The 18,782-nt window shown below is 53.4% G+C and carries 14 protein-coding genes; 4 read left to right on the top strand and 10 right to left on the bottom strand.

Annotation, left to right across the window (positions count from 1 at the left end; all coding sequences use genetic code 11):
- Positions 1-15: 15 nt before the first annotated feature.
- From yqjA to OGV98_RS02510, 3 genes are all read right to left on the bottom strand, one after another.
- Positions 16-678 (bottom strand): DedA family general envelope maintenance protein YqjA, encoded by a 663-nt coding sequence (yqjA, locus tag OGV98_RS02520; RefSeq protein WP_003024820.1) that lies wholly within the window; start codon positions 676-678, stop codon positions 16-18.
- A gap of 348 nt (positions 679-1,026) precedes the next feature.
- Positions 1,027-1,803 (bottom strand): transcriptional regulator ExuR, encoded by a 777-nt coding sequence (gene exuR / locus OGV98_RS02515; RefSeq protein ID WP_003024817.1) that lies wholly within the window; start codon positions 1,801-1,803, stop codon positions 1,027-1,029.
- 134 nt (positions 1,804-1,937) lie between these two features.
- On the bottom strand, positions 1,938-3,239 hold the full coding sequence (locus OGV98_RS02510; protein ID WP_003024814.1) for an MFS transporter: 1,302 nt from the start codon (positions 3,237-3,239) through the stop codon (positions 1,938-1,940).
- Positions 3,240-3,712: 473 nt separating this feature from the next.
- On the opposite strand from OGV98_RS02510, the gene uxaC reads away from it, so the two are divergent.
- The 3 genes from uxaC to OGV98_RS02495 all read left to right on the top strand — a co-directional run bounded on the left by uxaC (position 3,713) and on the right by OGV98_RS02495 (position 7,390).
- Positions 3,713-5,125 (top strand): glucuronate isomerase, encoded by a 1,413-nt coding sequence (uxaC, locus tag OGV98_RS02505; protein ID WP_003024811.1) that lies wholly within the window; start codon positions 3,713-3,715, stop codon positions 5,123-5,125.
- 15 nt (positions 5,126-5,140) lie between these two features.
- A complete protein-coding gene (locus OGV98_RS02500) occupies positions 5,141-6,628 on the top strand; it encodes a UxaA family hydrolase (RefSeq protein WP_003024809.1) in 1,488 nt (495 codons plus the stop codon).
- Between the two features lie 207 nt (positions 6,629-6,835).
- Positions 6,836-7,390 (top strand): YgjV family protein, encoded by a 555-nt coding sequence (locus OGV98_RS02495; RefSeq protein WP_003024807.1) that lies wholly within the window; start codon positions 6,836-6,838, stop codon positions 7,388-7,390.
- 16 nt (positions 7,391-7,406) lie between these two features.
- Here OGV98_RS02495 and sstT read toward each other — a convergent pair whose 3' ends face one another.
- The 4 genes from sstT to OGV98_RS02475 form a co-directional block, all read right to left on the bottom strand.
- Entirely contained in the window at positions 7,407-8,651 is a 1,245-nt protein-coding gene (gene sstT / locus OGV98_RS02490; protein ID WP_286551011.1) for a serine/threonine transporter SstT, read from the bottom strand.
- A 242-nt stretch (positions 8,652-8,893) separates the two neighbouring features.
- Positions 8,894-9,862 (bottom strand): TerC family protein, encoded by a 969-nt coding sequence (locus tag OGV98_RS02485; RefSeq protein WP_003828551.1) that lies wholly within the window; start codon positions 9,860-9,862, stop codon positions 8,894-8,896.
- 271 nt (positions 9,863-10,133) lie between these two features.
- Entirely contained in the window at positions 10,134-11,132 is a 999-nt protein-coding gene (locus OGV98_RS02480) for a Gfo/Idh/MocA family protein (RefSeq protein ID WP_049001658.1), read from the bottom strand.
- A 72-nt stretch (positions 11,133-11,204) separates the two neighbouring features.
- On the bottom strand, positions 11,205-11,705 hold the full coding sequence (locus OGV98_RS02475) for a M48 metallopeptidase family protein (RefSeq protein WP_106107580.1): 501 nt from the start codon (positions 11,703-11,705) through the stop codon (positions 11,205-11,207).
- An 84-nt stretch (positions 11,706-11,789) separates the two neighbouring features.
- Between OGV98_RS02475 and rlmG the strand changes: the two genes are divergently transcribed.
- Positions 11,790-12,926 (top strand): 23S rRNA (guanine(1835)-N(2))-methyltransferase RlmG, encoded by a 1,137-nt coding sequence (rlmG, locus tag OGV98_RS02470; RefSeq protein ID WP_003024789.1) that lies wholly within the window; start codon positions 11,790-11,792, stop codon positions 12,924-12,926.
- A 128-nt stretch (positions 12,927-13,054) separates the two neighbouring features.
- Here rlmG and OGV98_RS02465 read toward each other — a convergent pair whose 3' ends face one another.
- The 3 genes from OGV98_RS02465 to ygjJ all read right to left on the bottom strand — a co-directional run bounded on the left by OGV98_RS02465 (position 13,055) and on the right by ygjJ (position 18,730).
- Positions 13,055-15,073, bottom strand: a complete 2,019-nt coding sequence (locus OGV98_RS02465; RefSeq protein ID WP_016151020.1) for an oxidoreductase — start codon at positions 15,071-15,073, stop codon at positions 13,055-13,057.
- A gap of 228 nt (positions 15,074-15,301) precedes the next feature.
- Positions 15,302-17,653, bottom strand: a complete 2,352-nt coding sequence (ygjK, locus tag OGV98_RS02460) for an alpha-glucosidase (RefSeq protein ID WP_044713668.1) — start codon at positions 17,651-17,653, stop codon at positions 15,302-15,304.
- Between the two features lie 15 nt (positions 17,654-17,668).
- Entirely contained in the window at positions 17,669-18,730 is a 1,062-nt protein-coding gene (gene ygjJ, locus OGV98_RS02455) for a protein YgjJ (protein ID WP_202580980.1), read from the bottom strand.
- Positions 18,731-18,782: the final 52 nt, after the last annotated feature.

The raw sequence follows: 18,782 nt of genomic DNA, 5'->3' as shown, positions 1-18,782 counted from the left end.
TGATTTCAGCATAATTTACCCTCGGTTCCCGTATTTCTTCTTCCAAAGAACAACCAGTGAACCTGCCAGACCAAACACCAGTAACACCACAGGAAGCAGCATCAGACAAGACATCAGCTGATCTTCATATTTGAGAAACACCGGCGTTTTGCCCAGCAGATAACCAAGCGTTGTGAGAATCAAAACCCAAAGCAGTCCACTCATCCAGTTGAAGAACTGAAAGCGCGCATTGTTCAGGCCGGACAATCCTGCGATGGTCGGCAGTAATGTTCTGACAAACGCGATGAAGCGACCGACCAGCAGCGCAGACAAGCCATGCTTATGGAACAGATGATGCGCGCGCTGATGGTAATGCGCGGGCAGATGAGATAGCCAGTTTTGTACTGTGCGGGTATTCCCCAGCCATCGCCCCTGGATATAGCTAAGCCAGCAACCCAGGCTGGCTGCGGTAGTGAGCAGCAGTACCGTTTGCGGGAAACCCATCGCGCCTTTGGCGATAAGTACGCCGACCAGCACCAGTAGACTGTCGCCAGGTAAAAAGGCCGCTGGCAGCAGTCCGTTTTCCAGAAACAAAATGGTAAATAGTACGAAATAGAGCATGCCAATCATGGAAGGATTGGCCAGCGTTTCAAAATCCTGAGCCCATAAAGCATTCAGTAATTGAGTCAGTAGTTCCATTCAATATTCCTGGAGAATCGGTTGTCGTCATGCCGGTTTTCTGGAGTTTGTAACGCCGCAATTTTATTGGTGTTTTTTACATGGATCGCGGTCTGACACAAATTCACGGCCTGAACTATTCCCTGTAAAGTTGTGAAGTAAGCAAGCTCTCAAACACAAAAATTCAAATAGCATCTAATTGTAACAAAGGTCAACGTTGTCCGTTATAGAAATTACGGTTGTTGAACTGTGATTTTGCTTATCGCAATGGAGGGAGGCGAGAGGATTTACACAGGCTGACACTTTATACCTAATGCTTACCAAGCAGGAGAAACAGGCGCTTTGTCGCGCCTGCATCGAAAAGATTGCTTATTTAGCGCTGTTAACCGCCGTATCGAGATGAACGACCGGATTTTCTGCAAAAAGATAACGATCGGCATTGAACTCAAAATCATCGCTGGTCTCATTGAACAACATGATTTTGGTATTCTCCAGGTGCTGCCACATCGCCAGTTTTGCCGCGTTCGGATCTTTACGGATCAGTGCTTTGAGAATTTGATCATGGTCATCACACCAGTTATCGACGGTACGTGCGTCGATATGCTCGTGCAGTTTTTTCCAGTACGGGTTGTGGCTGCGCTGGGTCCACATTTTTTCTACGATGGCGGCCAGCGCTGAGTTCTGCGTGGCTAGCGCGACCTGAATATGAAACTGCAGATCCCATTCGGAATCGCGGAAGCATTTTTCATTCCGCGCATGCTCTTGAATGTCCATCAGTTTCATGATGTCTTGCTTGGTAACCTGCGTTGCGGCAAATTCAGCGATATTGCTTTCAATCAACTGACGAGCCTGAAGCAGCTCGAAAGGACCATAATTGGCGAATTCAAGCGATTCGTCGGTGGCCTGCTGGTGACGGGCCTGGTTCGAAATGACATGAATGCCAGAACCTTTGCGCACTTCTACATAGCCCTCAACTTCGAGCATGATAATCGCTTCACGAACCACGGTACGGCTGACATTTTTTTCATCGGCGATAAAGCGCTCAGCGGGGAGTTTTTCACCCACCAGATAGACGCCCTGCTCAATGCGTTCTTTCAGATCAGCGGCAAGTTGTTGGTACAAACGTCGTGGTTCAGTGATTTCCATATGCGCTCCAGGCATGATACGGCAGACTCTATTTGTTATACCACTTTTACGATTACGGCTCCACTCGCGACGTCAAAAAAGCCGCCAGATAACTGGCGGCTTAGCATGACAAAACCTTGTTAAATCTTGTCCGGTTAACTTTGCGCAGCGGGATCGCCAGTTTGCGACTCTGACTCTACCTCGCTGGCCGATTTGTTCTGCAATACCGTCCAGATGACTAACGCGCCGAGCAGGTCGAATACCGCCAGTACGGCAAACAGTGGGCTAAAGCCGATGGTGTCAGCCAGTGCGCCGACGACCAGCGCAAACAGCGTACTTGCAAGCCAGGCGGACATACCGGTCAGACCGTTCGCAGTAGCCACTTCATTACGACCAAACACGTCAGAAGAGAGTGTAATCAGCGCACCGGACAGCGCCTGGTGAGCAAAGCCACCGACGCACAGCAGGGCGATAGCAATGTATGGGCTGGTGAACAGACCAATCATCCCTGGGCCAATCATCAGCAATGCACCCATGGTGACGACCATTTTACGTGAAACGATCAGGTTAACGCCGAACCAGCGCTGGAACAGCGGCGGTAAGTAACCCCCAACGATACAGCCCAGGTCAGCAAACAGCATCGGCATCCAGGCAAACATCGCAATTTCTTTCAGGTTAAAGCCGTAGACTTTAAACATGAACAGCGGGATCCAGGCGTTGAAGGTACCCCAGGCCGGCTCTGCCAGGAAACGCGGCAGCGCGATGCCCCAGAACTGGCGGTTACGCAAGATCTGACCGAGCGACATTTTTTTCGAGGTCGCGTTTTTATGCTGTGATTCCTGACCATTCAGAATGTAATCACGTTCCTCATCAGACAGTTTTTTCTGGTCGCGCGGGTGTTTGTAGAACACAAGCCAGCACATCGCCCAGATGAAGCTCAGCGCACCGGAAATAATGAATGCCATCTGCCAGCTGTGCATGACGATGGCCCAGACCACCAGCGGTGGAGCAATCATCGCGCCGATAGAAGAGCCGACGTTAAAGTAACCTACGGCAATTGAACGCTCTTTTGCCGGGAACCATTCAGAACTGGCTTTCAGACCCGCAGGGATCATTGCGGCTTCAGCGGCACCTACCGCACCACGCGCCAGTGCCAGTCCACCCCAACTGCCAGCCAGTGCGGTCGCGCCACAGAAGACGGCCCACAGAACGGCGAACATCGCGTAACCCACTTTTGTGCCGAGCACATCGAGCACGTAGCCGGCAACGGGTTGCATTACGGTGTAAGCAGCAGAATACGCTGCGATGATATAGGAATACTGTTGAGTGGAGATGTGTAACTCTTCCATCAGAGTTGGCGCAGCTGCCGCCACAGTGTTACGTGTCAGGTAACCCAGCACGGTGCCAAGTGTCACCAGTGCAATCATGTACCAACGTAACCCTTTAATTTTACGCATGTAAAACCTCATCGTTTTGTTATGTCCGCGAACGAGCGGTCATCTTCCAGTTCAGGGCGGAGGATGTTCTTTTACGAGGGGGGACCGAAAAAAAAAGCCGGTACTCCCCGAACTTTGCCATGTCAATAATTGTGCTAATTCGGTTTCCGTACCGGTCAATCCGATGGATATCCATCGGTAATTTGCATTCCGTCGGCTTATGTATCGCGACGGCCAAAAGATAACTTGTCATACAGCTTTAAAAGGTGAGTGCCATCACAAAAGTGTGAATCTTCGTGTGGTCATTATTTCGATTCAGCAAAGCCAGAACTGGCGCGGCTTGACGCGTGATTTACCTCTTTGAGAGTAATTTTTTTGTCACCATTTGTTGATCTAACTCACGAAAATATCTTAAGCGTATAGAAATTGGTGTGATAACTTTGTCAACATCAAAACATAAGCAATCTGACGCACTCGTTGAGAGGAAGACGATAATGACCCCGTTTATGACTGAAGATTTCCTGCTGGACACCGAATTTGCCCGCCGTCTGTACCATGATTACGCCAAAGACCAGCCGATCTTCGATTACCACTGCCATTTACCACCGCAACAAATCGCTGAAAACTACCGTTTTAATAACCTGTATGACATCTGGCTGAAGGGTGATCACTACAAATGGCGTGCGATGCGTACCAATGGCGTCGCTGAGCGCTTGTGTACCGGCGATGCGTCCGATCGCGAGAAGTTTGACGCATGGGCCGCCACGGTTCCGCACACTATCGGTAACCCGCTGTACCACTGGACCCACCTCGAATTACGTCGTCCGTTTGGTATTACAGGTAAGCTGCTGTCTCCGGCAACGGCTGACGAAATCTGGAACCAGTGCAACGAGCTGCTGGCGCAGGATAAATTCTCTGCGCGCGGAATCATGCAGCAGATGAATGTGAAAATGGTCGGCACTACCGATGATCCGATCGACTCTCTGGAGCACCATGCGGCCGTTGCTAAAGACGGAAGCTTTGATGTGAAAGTGCTGCCGAGCTGGCGTCCGGATAAAGCCTTTAACATTGAGCTGGCGACCTTTAATGACTACATGGCGAAGCTCGGTGAAGTGTCTGACACGGATATCCGCCGCTTCAGCGACCTGCAAGCTGCACTGACCAAACGTCTTGATCACTTCGCGGCGCACGGCTGTAAAGTCTCGGACCACGCGCTGGACGTGGTGCTGTTTGCCGAATCTAACGAATCTGAACTGGATAGCATTCTGGCGCGTCGCCTGGCGGGTGAAACCCTGAGTGAACATGAAGTTGCCCAGTTCAAAACCGCCGTTCTGGTGTTCCTTGGTGCGGAATATGCTCGTCGCGAATGGGTACAGCAGTACCACATCGGCGCGCTGCGTAATAACAACCTGCGCCAGTTCAAGCTGTTGGGCGCGGATGTCGGTTTCGACTCCATCAATGATCGTCCGATGGCCGAAGAACTGTCCAAACTGCTGAGCAAGCAGAACGAGCAAAACCTGCTGCCGAAAACCATTCTGTACTGCCTGAACCCGCGCGATAACGAAGTGCTGGGCACCATGATCGGTAACTTCCAGGGCGAAGGTATGCCGGGCAAAATGCAGTTCGGTTCCGGCTGGTGGTTCAACGATCAGAAAGACGGGATGGAACGTCAGATGACGCAGCTGGCCCAGCTCGGTTTGCTTAGCCGTTTCGTCGGTATGCTGACCGATAGCCGTAGCTTCCTGTCATACACACGCCATGAATACTTCCGTCGCATTCTGTGCCAGATGATTGGCCGTTGGGTTGCCGCGGGCGAAGCCCCTGCCGACATCCAGCTGCTGGGTGAAATGGTCAGAAATATTTGCTTCAACAATGCGCGCGATTATTTCGCCATTGAACTGAACTAAGGCCTGGGTGAAGGTATGCAATACATCAAGATCCATGCGCTGGATAACGTCGCGGTTGCGCTTGCTGATTTGGCTGAAGGAAACGAAGTCACCGTTGATGGGCAGGCGGTAATCCTACGTCAGGCGGTCTCTCGTGGCCATAAATTCGCCTTATGCGATATTGCGAAAGGCGAAAACGTCATTAAATACGGTTTGCCAATTGGCCATACGCTGGTGGATGTTGCGGCGGGTGAGCATATTCATGCTCACAACACGCGTACCAATCTGAGCGACCTGGATACGTATCGCTACCAACCTGATTTTCAGGCGGAAGTTGCACAACCGGCGGATCGCGATGTGCAGATTTATCGCCGCGCGAACGGTGACGTTGGGGTGCGTAACGAACTGTGGATCCTGCCAACGGTAGGCTGCGTTAACGCCATGGCGCGCCAGATGCAGAACCGTTTTCTGAAAGAGACTAACGACGCCGAAGGAATCGACGGCGTGCATCTCTTCAGCCACACCTACGGCTGTTCACAGCTCGGCGACGACCACATTAATACCCGCACCATGCTGCAAAACATGGTGCGTCACCCGAATGCGGGTGCGGTGCTGGTGGTTGGTCTGGGCTGTGAAAACAATCAGGTGGATGCCTTCCGCGAAACCTTAGGCGAGTACGATCCTGATCGCGTTCACTTCATGGTCTGCCAACACCAGGAAGACGAAGTGGAAGCGGGGATTGAACATCTTCACCAGCTGTACAACGTGATGCGTAACGATAAGCGTGAACCGGGTAAGCTGGGCGAGCTGAAGTTTGGTCTGGAATGCGGCGGCTCTGACGGCCTCTCCGGTATTACCGCCAACCCGATGCTGGGCCGTTTCTCCGACTACGTGATTGCTAACGGCGGAACTACAGTGCTGACCGAAGTACCGGAAATGTTCGGCGCCGAGCAGCTGCTGATGGACCACTGCCGCGATGAAGAAACGTTTGGCAAGCTGGTCACCATGGTTAATGACTTCAAGCAGTATTTCATTGCCCACGACCAGCCGATCTACGAGAACCCATCGCCGGGCAACAAAGCGGGCGGTATCACCACGCTGGAAGATAAATCTCTGGGCTGCACGCAAAAAGCAGGCTCCAGTCAGGTGGTGGACGTGCTGCGCTACGGCGAGCGTCTGAAAACCCACGGCCTGAACCTGCTGAGCGCACCGGGCAACGATGCCGTCGCCACCAGCGCGCTGGCGGGCGCGGGCTGTCATATGGTGTTGTTCAGTACCGGTCGCGGTACGCCGTACGGTGGTTTTGTACCGACGGTGAAAATTGCCACCAACAGCGAGCTGGCAGCGAAGAAAAAGCACTGGATCGATTTTGACGCTGGACAGTTGATCCACGGTAAAGCGATGCCTCAACTGCTGAGCGAGTTTGTCGATACGATCGTTGAGTTCGCCAACGGTAAGCAAACCTGCAACGAGCGCAACGATTTCCGGGAACTGGCTATCTTTAAAAGCGGCGTAACGTTGTAATTACCCTTCATCTTTTGCACCACAGCTGTGTTGGCTGCGTTCGCCCACCCCGGTCACTTACTCATGTAAGCTCTCGGGGATGTGCGAACTTGCCGCCTTGCTGTAGCACAAAATCTTTTGGGTAAGTTTGTTTATGGTGGAATCTAAAAACGGCGTTTCATAATATGGAGCGCCGTTTGTTTTTGCATTACCTGACAAGGATCATTCATGACCGCGTATTGGCTGGCCCAGGGCGTAGGTGTCATCGCCTTTCTGATCGGCATTACCACCTTTTTCAATCGCGATGAGCGCCGCTTCCGGCTGCAACTTGCTGTCTATAGCGCCACCATTGGCGTGCATTTTTTTCTGATGGGCGCCTGGCCCGCGGGAATGAGCGCAGAACTCAACACCATCCGCACACTTGTCTCAATGCATACCCGCAAACTGTGGGTAATGACCGTTTTTATTATCCTCACCCTGGTTCTCGGTCTGGCGAAATTACAGCATGCGATGGAGCTGTTACCGATAATTGGCACGCTGGCCAGCACCTGGGCGCTGTTTCGCTGCAAAGGGTTAACCGTGCGTTGCGTAATGTGGTGCGCAACCGCCTGTTGGGTTATCCATAATTTCTGGCTGGGATCGATTGGCGGGACGATGATCGAAGGGAGTTTTCTGGTGATGAATGGCCTGAACATTATTCGCTTCCGGCGGATGCAAAAACGCGGAATTGATCCGTTCAAAATTGAAAAAAGCGTACAAGAAAAGAGCCCCTCCGCCCGATGACGGAGGGGCGCAGGGATTAGCCGCGCAGAGCGTTATTTGCCAGACGCTCGTCTTCAGCCTGGCAGGCTACCGCGGTAAACAAGACATCTGTAGAAGAGTTCAGCGCCGTTTCACAGGAATCCTGCAATACGCCGATGATAAAGCCGACGGCAACTACCTGCATGGCGATATCATTCGGGATACCGAACATATTACACGCCAGTGGGATCAGCAGCAGAGATCCACCCGCCACGCCAGATGCGCCACAGGCGCAAAGCGAAGCCACCACGCTCAGTAACAGCGCCGTCGGTAAATCGACCGGAATACCCAGCGTATTCACCGCCGCCAGCGTCAGCACGGTAATGGTGATCGCCGCACCCGCCATATTGATGGTGGCGCCCAGCGGGATAGATACCGAGTAGGTATCACGATCCAGATTCAGCTTCTCACATAGCGCCATATTCACCGGAATGTTGGCGGCGGAGCTGCGGGTAAAGAAAGCGTACACGCCGCTTTCGCGCAGACAGGCCAGCACCAGCGGATACGGGTTACGGCGAATTTTCCAGAAGACCAGCAGTGGGTTGACCACAAACGCCACCAGCAGCATACAGCCTACCAGTACGGTCAGCAGTTGGGCGTAGCCCCAAAGCGTTGCAAAGCCGGTGGTTGCCAGCGTGGATGAGACCAGACCAAAGATACCGATTGGCGCGAAACGAATCACCAGCTTTACCATAAAGGTGACGGCGTTGGACATATCATTGACCAGATTTTTGGTCGTTTCATTACCGTGGCGCAGTGCAAAGCCCAGACCGACGGCCCAGACCAGAATACCAATATAGTTAGCGTTAAGCAGGGCATCAACTGGGTTAGAAACCATGCTCATCAGCAGGCTACGCATTACTTCAACGATGCCGGACGGTGGCACAATATCGCTGGCGCTGCTGGAAAGATGCAGTGTTGATGGGAAAGCAAAGCTGAAGACAACGGCGGCTAATGCCGCTGAAAATGTTCCGAGCAGGTAAAGGAACAGAATGGGGCGGATATTGGTTTTTTGCCCGTGCTGGTGGTTGGCGATAGAGGCCATTACCAGCATCAGAACCAGAATTGGTGCGACAGCTTTTAATGCGCCGACGAACAGCGTACCCAGTAAACCAACGGCTTCTGCCGCAGGTTTTGACACCAGTGCCAGTAAAATCCCCAGTACCAAACCGATCAAAATTTGTTTAACCAGGCTCCCTTGCGCCAAACGCGAGAGTAGCCCCGATGAACGTTGCGTAGTCATGTCGTGATCCTTTCATTGTGTTGTTGCCTTACCTTTGTGCGTTCTGTTGACGCATCTTTCAGGATGGGGCAAATGTTTGCATGGCTGAGTATAAGGAAAGAACGGGGTTCTGGAAGCGAAATATACTGGATTCCGCGCTGAGATCATATTTTATAACTTTGGGTTAACATTATTTTGACATGATAGACAAAAAGCCCGACGCACGCAGTGTGCTGTCGGGCTTTTCAGCTAGCAGATGAAACTTACTGTATTTGCTGCTTTTTATCGTGCTGGTGGTTGACCCATGCGTTAACAATCAGCGTCACAAACAGAATGCCAAATACCACACCTAACGAGATAGCGATCGGAATATGGTAGAAATCGACGATCAGCATCTTAATACCGATAAACACCAGAATGACCGACAAGCCGTACTTCAGCATGGAGAAACGCTCTGCCACGCCCGCCAGCAGGAAGTACATCGCACGCAGCCCCAAAATAGCAAACAGGTTCGAGGTCAACACGATGAACGGGTCGGTGGTAACGGCAAAGATAGCCGGAATACTGTCGACGGCGAAAATCACGTCGCTCAGCTCAACCAGAATCAACACCAACATCAGCGGCGTGACAAACAGCAGACCGTTTTTACGCACGAAGAATTTTTCATCTTCGATGGTATCGGTCATGCGTAAATGGCCGCGCAGCCAGCGTACTAACGGTCTGTCGCCGATACCGGAGGCATCTTCTTTTGCCAGCGCCATCTTCACGCCGGTAAACAGCAGGAACGCGCCGAACACGTACAGCAGCCACTCAAACTGGGTGATAAGCCAGCTGCCGGCGAAGATCATGATCGTACGCAGAACAATTGCTCCCAGCACGCCATACACCAATACCCGGCGCTGCAACGCAGGCGGCACTGAGAAGTAGCTGAAGAGCATCAACCAGACAAAGACGTTATCTACTGCCAGCGATTTTTCGATCAGATAGCCGGTCAGGAACGCCAGTGCCTGTGGGTCGGCAACGGCGCGGCCCTGGGTTTCCGCCAGGTACCACCAGAAGGCGGCGTTAAACAGTAGCGACAGCGTTACCCAGACGATTGACCAGGCCGCAGCCTGTTTCATCGACATTGTATGTGCGCCACGACGACCCTGCAACAGCAGGTCGATGGCCAGCATAATTACCACTACGACAGCGAAGCCACCCCATAACAACGGTGTGCCGACAGTATTCATTGTATTTCCCCATGCATAAAAAAAACGGCCAACGCCGAATGACGTTAGCCGCTGCTTTTTATGCATAGACCTTGCCATTCGGCAAGGTCTCACTTACAACAACAAAGGAATACGATGGCGTATTCCTTTGTTATCGCCCGGTGACCGGATGTGGTTTTTCACACATCGTAATGACGATCAACCGACAACGAAGTTACTCCCCTTTGCGGGTTACAAAATATTACAGGCCATGCATTCAGTCAATGGCCTGCAACATTCCATTTACACACTTTTACGCAGTCAGCGAGGTTACCGTCTCGTCTGCCGGGAAAACCACGCCGGTCTGGCGGCGAATCTCCGTTTGCAGTTTAGCGGTGATACGGCTGACGGCCAGTGCCGGGTGATCCACTTCGCCGGATTCAACCAAATGGGCAAAAGCCTCTGCCTCATACAGCATAGTATTGATGTGTTGAGGCGTCGTCAGATCCTGCGTTTTTCCCCCGCGCGGAACAAAGCACACTTTTTGGCATTCGGAAATATGCTCGATGACCAGCGATCCCGACTCGCCCTGAATTTCACTGGCTAATACCGAGTCGCTTACTTTTGAGTGCTGGAGCGTAACGCTGAAATCACCGTAATTCAGCACCACCACACCGTGGGCATCCACGCCGCTTTCCAGCAGGCTGGCGCTGGCCTGAACGCTCTGTGGTTCGCCCCATAGCGCAATCGCCGAGGCCAGGCAGTAAAAACCGATATCCATAATCGAGCCATTGGAGAACGCCGGATTAAACGTGTTCGGATTTTCACCATCCAGATAGCGCTGGTAACGCGAGGAGTACTGGCAGTAATTGATAAATGCTTTCCTGATTTTTCCAACTTTTGGGAGCGATTGCTGTAACAGCAGGAAGTTAGGCAGGCTGGCGGTTTTAAACGCTTCAAACAGCACGACCTGGTTTTCACGCGCGCAGGCGATAGCGGCTTCGGCTTGCGCCAGGTTGGAGGCCAGTGGCTTTTCGCAAATAACATGCTTTTTGTGCCGCAAAAACAGCTCGGTCTGCGGGAAGTGCAGGGAGTTTGGACTGGCGATGTAGACGGCGTCGATCGCCTCGCTTTGCGCCATCGCTTCCAGCGAAGTAAACAGATGCTCGACGGGGTAATCGTTGGCGAAGGTCTGTGCCTGCTCAAGGCTACGAGAATAGACTGCGGTTAACTTATACTTGCCGGTTTCATGGGCGGCATCGACAAACTGGCGGGTGATCCAGTTTGTGCCAATTACTGCGAAACGTATCATAAAGGCCTTCAGGCTGCGAAAAGGGATTCTTTCGTCAATTTAGCATGCCCTGAAGACAAAGCCAGTGCGCGACTACGCAGTTTGCTTTAACGATTGTTGCGTTAACCACAGGCGGGTATCGAACTCCAGTTGGTGATACTGAGGCTCCATATGACAGCACAGCTGGTAAAACGCTTTGTCGTGCTCTTTTTCTTTCAGATGCGCCAGTTCATGAACGACAATCATACGCAAAAAGGGTTCGGGGGCATTGCGAAAAACGGTCGCCACGCGGATCTCCGCTTTAGCTTTGAGCTTTCCGCCCTGCACGCGAGAAACGGCGGTATGCAGTCCCAGCGCATTCTTCAGAACGTGGATCTTGCTGTCATACATGACTTTATTCAGCGTCGGGGCGTTACGCAGAAACTGATTTTTCAGATCCTGAGTATATTGCCAGAGCGCTTTGTCGGTCGCGAAGTCATGCGTACCCGGATAGCGCTTCTCCAGCACTGCGCCCAGGCGTTGCTCAGCAATCAGCGTTCTCACCTGAGAAAGTAAATTCTCCGGATATCCTTGCAGATAGGTCAACTGACTCATTAGTGCCCCATATAAAGTATAAAAAGTGTATACTCACGCACCCTTTTCAGGGATACGCCGAAATTTTACCATTCAGGAGGGCCGATGAGCCACATAGACAACGGTTTCCGTTCGCTGTCACTTAAACGTTTCCCGGAAACGGATGACGTTAACCCGCTGCTGGCGTGGGAAGCTGCAGATGAATATCTGCTGCAACAGCTGGACGATACCGAAATTAGCGGCCCGGTGCTGATCCTGAATGATACCTTCGGCGCGCTGGGCTGTGCGCTGGCGGAACATACGCCGTACAGCATTGGCGACTCCTATCTCAGCGAGCTTGCCACACGTGAGAACCTGCGTCACAACGATATTGCCGAGTCGAGCGTCAAGTTCCTCGACAGTACCGCTGACTATCCGCAGGCGCCGGGCGTGGTGCTGATTAAGCTGCCAAAAACCATGGCGCTGCTGGAGCAGCAACTGCGCGCCCTGCGTGAAGTGGTCACGCCGCAGACGCGTATCATCGCCGGTGCAAAAGCGCGTGATATCCACACCTCTACGCTGGAGCTGTTTGAGAAAGTGCTGGGACCAACCACCACCACGCTGGCATGGAAAAAGGCGCGCCTGATCAACGGCACCTTTACCAAACCGGCGCTGGCCGATACCGCCCAGACCCTGAGCTGGAAGCTGGAAGGCACCGACTGGACCATCCACAACCATGCCAACGTCTTCTCCCGAACCGGGCTGGACATCGGCGCACGTTTCTTTATGGAGCATCTGCCGGAAAACCTGGAAGGCGAGATTGTCGATCTCGGCTGCGGTAACGGCGTGCTGGGCATGACGCTGCTGGCGAAGAACCCAGAAGCCAGCGTGGTGTTTGTTGATGAATCACCGATGGCGGTCGCTTCCAGCCGTCTGAACGTGGAAACCAACCTGCCGGACGCGCTGGATCGCAGCGAATTTATGATTAATAACGCGCTCTCCGGCGTAGAACCGTTCCGCTTCAACGCGGTGTTCTGCAACCCTCCGTTCCACCAGAAGCATGCGCTGACCGATAATATCGCCTGGGAGATGTTCCACCACGCCCGCCGCTGCCTGAAAATCAACGGTGAGCTGTACATTGTGGCTAACCGTCACCTCGACTACTTCCACAAGTTGAAGAAGATTTTCGGCAACTGCGTAACCATCGCCACCAATAATAAATTCGTGGTGCTAAAAGCGGTCAAAACCGGTCGCCGTCGTTAAGCCCTAGTGCCGGATAGCGGCTAACGCCTTATCCGGCCTACACGAGCTGCATCGTAGGCCTGATAAGCGTAGCGTCATCAGGCAAAGATGTGCGCAGTTGCCTTATCCGACCTACGGGATACAACGTGTTAAATCTCCAGCGCTAAGCGGGTTCCCTGCGCAATAGCGCGTCGGGCATCCAGTTCCATCGCCACATCGCAGCCGCCGATCAGATGCACCGTTTTACCTGCCGCGTGCAGCGGATCGACCAGTTCACGGCGTGGCTCTTGTCCGGCGCAAATCACCACGTTATCCACGTTAAATATCACCGGTTCGCCGTTCAACACGACGTGTAACCCATCATCATCAATCTTCTGGTAGCTGACTGCCGGGATCATTTTCACGCCGCGTGAGAGCAGGGTGGCGCGATGGATCCAGCCCGTCGTTTTACCTAAACCTTGCCCCGGTTTGCTGGCTTTACGCTGCAACATCACTATCTGGCGCGGGCTGCGGGATAAGTGCGGACCTTCCGGGCGTAAGCCGCCAGGCTGTTGCAGGCTGGTGTCGATCCCCCATTCCACGCAGAACTCCGCAATGTTCTGGCTGGTGGCTTCACCGGGTTGACTCAGATACATGGCTGTATCGAAACCAATCCCGCCGCAGCCAACGATCGCTACGCGTTTGCCCACTGGCGTTTTATCGCGCAGGACGTCGAGATAGCTCAGCACTTTTGGATGTTCGATCCCCTCGATCGGCGGCATACGTGGCTCGATCCCGCTGGCAAGGATCACTTCGTCGAAAGTGTGCAGATCGTGTGCGCTGACAAAGTGATTCAGCTTCAGGGTCACGCCAGTCACGTCGATCATCCGGCGGTAGTAGCGCAGGGTTTCATAGAATTCTTCTTTGCCGGGGATCTGTTTGGCGATATTAAACTGCCCGCCAATTTCGCCATGTGCGTCAAACAGCGTGACGTGATGTCCGCGTGCGGCGGCATTAATGGCGAAGGCGAGGCCCGCAGGACCCGCACCGACAACCGCCAGATTCTTTGGCACAGCTGCCGCAACGATCGGCATTTTGGTTTCATGGCAGGCGCGCGGATTGACCAGGCAAGAGGTGACTTTGCCGACAAAGATCTGATCCAGACAGGCCTGGTTACAGCCGATACAGGTGTTGATCTCATCCGCTCGTCCGGTTTGCGCTTTTGACAGCAGTTCGGCATCGGCGAGGAACGGACGGGCCATCGACACCATATCGGCATCGCCACGGGCCAGAATGTCATCGGCGACCTGGGGATCGTTAATGCGGTTGGTGGTGACCAGTGGGATTGTCACATGCCCTTTCAGCTTACGCGTCACCCAACTAAACGCGCCGCGCGGTACCGGGGTAGCGATAGTGGGAATACGCGCCTCATGCCAGCCAATACCGGTGTTAATGATGGTGGCCCCGGCGGCTTCTATAGCCTGCGCCAACTGGACGGTTTCGTCGAAGGTTCCGCCGTTTTCTACCAGATCGAGCATCGACAGGCGGAAGATAATTATAAAGTCATTACCGGCACGCTGACGTACCGCTCTCACCACCTCAACGGCAAAACGCATCCGGTTGGCATACTCACCGCCCCATTGGTCATCGCGCTGGTTGGTACGCAGAGTCAGGAATTCGTTGATGAGATACCCTTCCGACCCCATCACTTCTACGCCATCGTAGCCCGCTTCCCGCGCCAGTTGGGCGCAATGGGCAAAATCTTCAATCAACTGCAGCACTTCATCGTGCGTCAGCTCATGTGGCGTAAAGCGGTTAATGGGGGCCTGAATAGCAGATGGTGCCACCAGATGCGGCTGGTAGCTGTAACGCCCGGTGTGCAGGATTTGCAGGGCGATTTTGCCGCCTTCGTCATGAACGGCATCGGTAATGACACGATGGTGTGCAAGCTGGCTGCTGTCGTTGAGCATCGCGCCGCCTTCCATCCCCACGCCGGAAAGCGCAGGCGCAATGCCTCCGCTCACAATTAACGCTACGCCGTGACGAGCGCGCTCGGCGTAGAACGCGGCCAGCCGTTCTGCACCGTCGGGATACTCCTCCAGCCCGGTATGCATTGAACCCATCAGCACGCGGTTTTTAAGCGTGGTGAAGCCTAAATCGAGCGGGGCGAACAGCGACGGATAGCTCATAAAGGTGTCCAGTATGTAAAATTATTGTTATGTGGTCGGATGAGTTCTAATTTAGCCGTCGCCGCGTAAAAGGGAAAAGGGGAATGCCGTGATTGTGATGGGATTCAAAAAAGGAGTGGAGCCAGAGAATGAATTTGCCGGATATCGGTGCAAGCACCTAATCCGGCCTGTGAAAATGTGTCTTTGTAGGCCGGATAAGCGAAGCGCCATCCGGCGGTATGTCACAGATTACTGTTTTTTAAGAAAATCGTTATACAGCATATAGAGATGTGCCGCGCTCCAGGAGAAGTTCGGCGCGCCCTGTTGTGCGCCAGTCAACGGGTTATAGTTTTCCTGAATCGGACCATCTGCGGTAAGGCCTTTGGCGTGGCTGAAGAAGGTATCCGCCAGTTTTAATGCTTCATCGCGATAGCCATAACGCTCCATCCCTTTTAGCCCAAACCAGAACTGATCCACCCAGACGCGCCCGCGCCAGTAGATGTCCGCGCCGAAGGCGGGGTTGGTTAGCGCTGCAGTACCAAGTGGTACAAAGGTGTTGAACTCTTTGGGATCGAGCATCACCTTAACCACCGCATCCGCATGGGGCTGCGTTGCCGCCCCGTTAAACAGCGGCGACCAGCCTTCCGGCCCTTTGCCACGTTCGACGATTGGTTTACCCGCACAGCCGTTGGTCAACGGGGTATCTTCGATCCTCACGTCATAGAAGAATCGGGTGTCTGGGTCGAACATGCAGGTATTGATATAATCCGCCAGTTTTTGCGCCAACTGGCGGTAGCGCTGCGCTTCTTTGTGTTTACCGAGCAGGGTCGCCATCTCCGCCAGATAATGGTTGTCGCTGTACATATAGCTGGCCTGATCGACCGATTCCTGCAGCAGCGAGTAACCCAGCAACTTACCGTCGTTACTGCGGTTTTCGGCAAATTTGACCACCCAGTCGCTGCGTTTCCCACCGTTAGCGACGTATTTATCCAGTTGCTCTTTGTCGATAAAACCAAAGACTGCCGCATCGTCACGCCCGGATTCCCAGGAAGCAGCAACCTGTGCTGGGATCTCGAGGCTGTCATACTGGCCTTTACTGGTGATGTTGGCGTAGTTTTTCAGTCCGGAAAGGGTTTCTTCCTTGTCGCCATTTTTCACCGTAAACAGCATTTCACCGCTGTCGGTATTGTGGGCTTTATCGCGGGTCGCGCCGTATTCCGGTACGCCGTTGCCGTTATGATCGCGGTTTCGCAGCCACCAGTCGTGATATGCGACCAGCTTTGGATACATCTCTTCGAGCCAGGCCTTATCCTTGGTGACGTTGTAGACTTCCATCACCGACCAGGCAGCCAGGCTTGGCTTGGTGTTACGCTCGTTCCAGTTGCCGCCGTCGCCGCCGCGCTCGGGGCTAAGGTTCCAGGCAATCAGGTCGGGAATGAATCCGGCGTCTTGCGGGCGAACGGGATCGCCGGGTTTAATCTGCCATGAAAAGACGGCGCGGATGTTCTCTTTGGCGATTTCCGGGTTAAAGTGCGCCATGGCGAAGGCCTGCTTCCAGGTATCCCACGGCCAGGTCTGGTTGCCGGAGAACCAACGGCCGGTAACCGACGGTGTCACGGTATTGTGTTTTACCGCGCCGCCCGGCGATCGCCAGTTACCGTTCAGCGTTTCGATCGCCTTCACCGCCACTCGGGTTTGTTCTGGCGTGGCGTCCGGGTTGTTTAAGCCTTTCTTGAGATAGTCGTCCCAGCGCTGCTGCGAGGCGAGCATGTAAGAAGAAGGACGCGCCAGAATATCGCGGATCTGCGGCTGCTCTTTTGCCACATCTTCGGCGGTAAGCAGATGAGACCAGGTGGTGTAAATCGTCGTCGAACCGTTGATATGGGTCTTCCCCGTGAAGCGATGACCATTAACCGTGGTTTTCATGGCGACAGATTTATGCACCTGATACTCCGACTCGCCGGAGGTGAGCAGATCCCAGGTTGAACGCACCTTGCCGAAGGTGACTTTCAGGCCGTCGTGCGTGGCGGTGATTTTGCGCTGATAGCCAGGGAACTCGCCATCAATGGTTTTATCCGACAGGGCTTTTCCCTCTTTTGCCTCCAGTTTTTCCAGCAGTTCGCCGTCCCACACCAGATCCAGCGGCGAGTTGCTGGTGATTTTGGTTTCCAGCAGCGAAGTGCGCGGACTGGCGAAGCGTAGCGTCATCTCTACCTGTACATCTTTTGATGACAATTTCTGTACCAGCGCCCCGGGAATGCTGTAAGCCTCGAGGGCAAAATCGACCTTTTTACCGTGCTGATACACCGTCAGTCGGTCAAAATTATTGGCCATAAAGTTGATGTACTCTTCGGTCAGCAGTGCGACGCCAGGAAAGCCGCCCATTGTTGCGGGGCCATCTGGCAACAGATGCCCATGCCATGAGCCGAGGTCGAAAAAGGGATTAAAACGCTGGTGGTCGTCGTGATCGTAGTCATGCATGTAGTCCGGCGCACCGGTGCGATTAATGATGTTTTTGAAGTCATTAACGCTGGCGGCATGCGCAGAGACGTTCATCAGCAGGAGGCAGGCCAGCGGCGTAAGAAGAGGTTTGATATTCATGGGTTCCGGTCCTTGTTACCAATAGAAATATTGCATCAGGAAGATTTGGTCGCTCGGGTCACCAGATGCATTCTGCATATAGAACCGGCTGTCGAATGCGGTAGCGAAACGTCCGCCGCCGTATTCATACCAGATACCGAACTGCATAAAGGACGTGGTTTCTTCCTCGGCGCGATCCGGTCGGTGTTTGGCGTAGCTATATGCGGTGGAGAGGTAAACGCCTTTTAGCGCTTCATACATCGCGCTGACCATATAGCCGGTCTCGGTGCCGGATACATCCAGCCCGTCGGCGCGACCCGTGTGGTGCCACGCGCGGGCGGCGAAGTTGGGCGAGAGGATGCCGGTCAGGAACAGCTGTCCGGTACCGTCCGTTATCTCCAGACCGTTCATCCAGGTTACGCCTTCAGTCAGGTCGTACTGGATGTAACCGTTCATCATGGCCGGATAGGTATATTTATCGTCGTAGCGATCGTATTTACCAAAGTGCAACCAGGCTTTGCTTTCATCGTGATGTCCGGCGGGTGTAGCGGTCACGCTATAGCGCAAAGGGCCGGTCAGGTTTTGCACCTTAATGGCGGTCATGATGTCTCGGGTATTCGGAATAACGTAGCCCAGGTCTGGCGTGAAATCCCCCCACCACTGCAGGTCATCCAGCGAGGAGTCCTGGCGCAGGCTGAGCATCACCTCTGTTCCTGCATCGGTACGGTAACCACCGTAAAAGCGGTTGATCCCGCCTTCGAATCCGCCCCAGCTATGGTCAGGAACCCAGGCATTGCCTTGATGGTCGGCTTGCACGGTCCAGCCCTCGCCGTAGATCAGACCAAACCATGAACCGTGTTTTATCTCCAGGCCACCTTCAATGTAAGTACCGTCGCTGTATTTATGCTTATCTTTTCCTTCTAAATCCATATATCCACCCATGCCCAATTCGCCATAAAAACGAAAAGAGGGGGAGGTTATGGCAGGTGTTTTCGTATCGTCGTGTTCAGCAGGGCGAACTTCTTCTGCACCCAGAGAAGAGACGCAGAAAAAGGGCAGGGCAATAATTGCCCTGCAACAATGGCTAATGTTATTCATGCTTCGATCCTAAGCAAATAAAATATAATTTTTATTGTTATAGCCTTAGCGA

This window comes from Citrobacter sp. Cf136 (genome assembly GCF_030333815.1).
Classification (GTDB): Bacteria; Pseudomonadota; Gammaproteobacteria; order Enterobacterales; family Enterobacteriaceae; genus Citrobacter; species Citrobacter freundii.
Note: the sequence above shows the minus strand (reverse complement) of the source record. Positions and strands in the feature narration are given on the sequence as shown.

Coding starts and splice junctions, on each gene's coding strand:
- yqjA (WP_003024820.1), bottom strand. CDS start 678: ATGGAACTACTGACTCAATTACTGAATGCTTTATGGGCTCAGGATTTT.
- exuR (WP_003024817.1), bottom strand. CDS start 1,803: ATGGAAATCACTGAACCACGACGTTTGTACCAACAACTTGCCGCTGAT.
- OGV98_RS02510 (WP_003024814.1), bottom strand. CDS start 3,239: ATGCGTAAAATTAAAGGGTTACGTTGGTACATGATTGCACTGGTGACA.
- uxaC (WP_003024811.1), top strand. CDS start 3,713: ATGACCCCGTTTATGACTGAAGATTTCCTGCTGGACACCGAATTTGCC.
- OGV98_RS02500 (WP_003024809.1), top strand. CDS start 5,141: ATGCAATACATCAAGATCCATGCGCTGGATAACGTCGCGGTTGCGCTT.
- OGV98_RS02495 (WP_003024807.1), top strand. CDS start 6,836: ATGACCGCGTATTGGCTGGCCCAGGGCGTAGGTGTCATCGCCTTTCTG.
- sstT (WP_286551011.1), bottom strand. CDS start 8,651: ATGACTACGCAACGTTCATCGGGGCTACTCTCGCGTTTGGCGCAAGGG.
- OGV98_RS02485 (WP_003828551.1), bottom strand. CDS start 9,862: ATGAATACTGTCGGCACACCGTTGTTATGGGGTGGCTTCGCTGTCGTA.
- OGV98_RS02480 (WP_049001658.1), bottom strand. CDS start 11,132: ATGATACGTTTCGCAGTAATTGGCACAAACTGGATCACCCGCCAGTTT.
- OGV98_RS02475 (WP_106107580.1), bottom strand. CDS start 11,705: ATGAGTCAGTTGACCTATCTGCAAGGATATCCGGAGAATTTACTTTCT.
- rlmG (WP_003024789.1), top strand. CDS start 11,790: ATGAGCCACATAGACAACGGTTTCCGTTCGCTGTCACTTAAACGTTTC.
- OGV98_RS02465 (WP_016151020.1), bottom strand. CDS start 15,073: ATGAGCTATCCGTCGCTGTTCGCCCCGCTCGATTTAGGCTTCACCACG.
- ygjK (WP_044713668.1), bottom strand. CDS start 17,653: ATGAATATCAAACCTCTTCTTACGCCGCTGGCCTGCCTCCTGCTGATG.
- ygjJ (WP_202580980.1), bottom strand. CDS start 18,730: ATGAATAACATTAGCCATTGTTGCAGGGCAATTATTGCCCTGCCCTTT.